The 3128-nt window shown below is 49.5% G+C and carries 4 protein-coding genes and 1 pseudogene; all 5 read left to right on the top strand.

Features of this window, described 5'->3' with window-relative positions:
• The first annotated feature begins 136 nt into the window (after positions 1-136).
• Positions 137-334 carry a hypothetical protein gene (locus ABLA85_RS17325; protein WP_367965590.1) on the top strand — a complete coding sequence of 66 codons (198 nt, stop codon included), beginning with the start codon at positions 137-139 and terminating at the stop codon, positions 332-334.
• Entirely contained in the window at positions 331-540 is a 210-nt protein-coding gene (locus ABLA85_RS17320; protein WP_367965589.1) for a hypothetical protein, read from the top strand. Before ABLA85_RS17325 ends, ABLA85_RS17320 begins: the two co-directional genes overlap by 4 nt.
• A complete protein-coding gene (locus ABLA85_RS17315; protein ID WP_367965588.1) occupies positions 537-731 on the top strand; it encodes a hypothetical protein in 195 nt (64 codons plus the stop codon). The genes ABLA85_RS17320 and ABLA85_RS17315 overlap by 4 nt, the downstream gene beginning before the upstream one ends.
• A complete protein-coding gene (locus ABLA85_RS17310) occupies positions 731-1276 on the top strand; it encodes a hypothetical protein (RefSeq protein WP_367965587.1) in 546 nt (181 codons plus the stop codon). Before ABLA85_RS17315 ends, ABLA85_RS17310 begins: the two co-directional genes overlap by 1 nt.
• A gap of 80 nt (positions 1277-1356) precedes the next feature.
• Positions 1357-3128 (top strand): annotated as a pseudogene (locus ABLA85_RS17305) (DUF927 domain-containing protein); the annotation flags it as partial.

Genomic DNA, 3128 nt, shown 5'->3' with positions numbered 1-3128 from the left:
GCCGAAGCCCTGAATGACACAACGCAGCATGCGGATTTTGAAATTCATCATCGGGAGGGATTTCCAAAATGGTAAGCCATATTGAAGTCAGAAAGGGTTTTCGTCGCGTAGGTGAAGCACTAACCGGGGGTGAAGAATGAGCAAGCTTATCACTCTTCATCAAGCGACTGAAAAGGCGCAACAACTTGAATTTATTAACCAGCTTATTGAGTCATGCCTCCATCGGATAGAGGACAGTGAAATAGCCGTTATTTCTTCGTTAATGGCGAAATTATCCGGTGATATTGCTGTGTTTTTGATTGAGGAAATTGCGCGTCAGGGGGTTACGGCATGAAAACAATAAAAATTAGCATGGGTATCACGGCTTCTTTCAGTGACGTAAAACAGATCAATGAAGAAATTCAGGCGTTACTGATCCCACTGCTAACCGCCGTAGAAAATGAGGCTGATAGCAACACGCATCTTATGTTGAGGGCAGTAGACCGCCTTATCTCTGTTCAATTTGACGAAATTAACAAGCTGGCGGAGGTGATGGAATGAATGCGGAACAAAAACGCCTAATTGAGCGCTTAATTGAAATACCTCAGGCAAGAACCGAGCAGTTAATTACTTTGCTTTCTACATGGTTGGATGCGGAACGAGATAACGAAGCACGCAATATGATTTGTGTCGCTTTAATGTGCGCACGAGAAATTGACCAGTCACTGAATGATGCTATGGAGGGTAAGTAATGAACAAATATCACACTGAAATTATCGGAGCAGACGTAAATGTCATGAAGCGCAACGAGAACGGGATATTTGAGCATAGTGGCCTGATACCGTTGGCAGATATTCCCACTCGTGCTAATGCCGGTGAATGGGATAACGAAAAAGTGCTAGGGATGCGATTAGTTGCGGAATATTTAGACCACGCACAGGGCGATCCAGAGAAAGATTTACTTGCTTTCCGCTGGCTGGTCGCAACGCTTTACATCATGGAAACCACCGCCAAAAACAAGATGCCTTACTACCGTAATCATAGCGTGTCATTGCCTTTGCTAATGGACTGTGAGCGCTTTGCCATGGCAAACAATATCGAGGGCGCGCTGCTTGAGCGGTTCGGTAAGGTGCAAGGCACAGAGAACGCCATCTTAATGTACAGCGGCATGCTGGACGATAACGGCCCTTTAAAGCTGTCACCAATGGGGATTGAGGTGATGGATAACCTACACGAAGCCTTTACGCTTGATGTTGCCAATGGCGCTCTGAATAACGCCACACCAACAGTACACTAAGGGGGAAGTATGGCACTCATAACAAAAAACTTCCGCCTCAACGCACTGGCGAACACCTACGCAGCCAAGGGAGCATTTCAATGAAATCTATTGATGTTCGGTCAGTGAAAACAGCGGCGCAAGGGCAGTGGCAAGGGTCGCTGGCAGCCTGTGGGGTGGAGGTTCCGGCAAAGGGTAAGCATGGTGCTTGCCCGATATGCGGCGGTACTGACCGCTTTCACTTCATGGACGACCACGATAACGGTGACTGGCACTGTCGCCAGTGTGATAACCCGAATTACGGGGATGGCTTTGATTTATTGATGAGAGCGAAGGGGATAACGATCACGGAGGCGGTGAAAGCGGTTTCTGAGGCGCTGGTGCTACCTTTACCTGAACCCAAGCCGGCCAGAAAGGAGGTGCTGAAATCGGAGGCTCAGCCGATAGCCGAAAAGGTTAACAAGTTGCTTGCTCAATCGGTTTTCGGACAATCTGACTATTTGACTAAAAAGGGGCTGCAATGCCCCGATCAGCGGCTACTGAAAGATGGCTCGTTGTTACTGGTCACTCAGGCGTTGGACGGCACAATCACCGGTGCTCAGATCATCAAGTCGAGTGGTGAAAAGCGTCTTGTCTCTGGTACACAGAAAAAGGGGAGTTTTATCCCCTTATCCCCCATTACCGGAACGCCAGACACCATCATCATTACGGAGGGCTATGCCACCGCCTTAACGGTGAGTCAAATGTGTGAGGGCTTGGTACTGGCTGCGATTGATGAAGGCAATTTACCGACGGTGGCTAAACAGGTCAGGGCACAGTGGCCAGAGGCAAAAATCATTCTGGCGGCTGATAACGACTGGCATGAATTGGGCGAACTGGACGACAAGGGCAAACCCAAGAAGAACGTCGGTAAGATAGCGGCAGAGAAGACCGCCAGGGCTATTAACGGCTGGATAGCGTTACCACCGACAGAGCATAAAGCTGACTGGGACGATTATCGCCAGCAAAACGGCATAGAATCAGCAAAGCAGGCGTTCAGTGAAGGGTTGTATCCGGTGGGGAAGAAAGGGCCAATGTCAGTGGTGATTAATTTGGAAGCATATCGCGAGAAAGAACAGGATCCGCTGATACCGTTTGTTGATGTGCGCACTGAGGGTATTTTTTACGTGACACCGAAGTTAGACAAGGAAACGGGTGAAATCGTCAAATCAGAGCAATGGCTGTGCTCACGGGTTGAGGTTATCGGAACAGGCATTGATGAAAATGATGAGCGATATCTGATTGTTCGCTGGAAAGCAACCGGTAATAAGGAGCCGATCACCAAAGGGATTGCGTCAGCCGATATTGGCGAGCGTGAAGGCTGGCGGATACTCAAGGCGGGGGGGCGTACAGGTAACCACCAAAAGTCATCTTAGGGCGATCCTGGCTGACTGGTTAATCCGCAGCCACACCAAGGATATCTGGAGTATCACAGCAAAATCAGGCTGGCATGAAGGCGCCTACATTATGCCGGACGGCTCAGTGATTGGTGTACCCCGGCAACCCGTCTTGTTTAACGGGGGAAGTGCGTCAGCAAATGCCTATACCGTGTCAGGAACGCCGGAAAGCTGGCGTGAGAATGTAGCAATGCTGGCGAACAAGAACCCATTTATGATGATAGGCATTGCGACCGCTTTAGCTGCTCCTCTGGTGGGTGTTGTAGGGGCTGATGGCTTCGGCATTCATCTGTATGCCCAGTCAACCGCAGGTAAAACAACAACCGCTGATATTGCTACCAGTTTATACGGTGAGCCCGATAAGCAGCGCCTGACATGGTACGGAACTGCACTGGGTATTGCCAATGAAGCACTGGCACACAATGACGGCCTGTTAT

This window comes from Xenorhabdus sp. SGI246 (assembly GCF_040838225.1).
Classification (GTDB): domain Bacteria; phylum Pseudomonadota; class Gammaproteobacteria; order Enterobacterales; family Enterobacteriaceae; genus Xenorhabdus; species Xenorhabdus indica.
The sequence above is the reverse complement of the archived record's forward strand: the minus strand, read 5'-3'. Positions and strand labels throughout refer to the sequence as shown.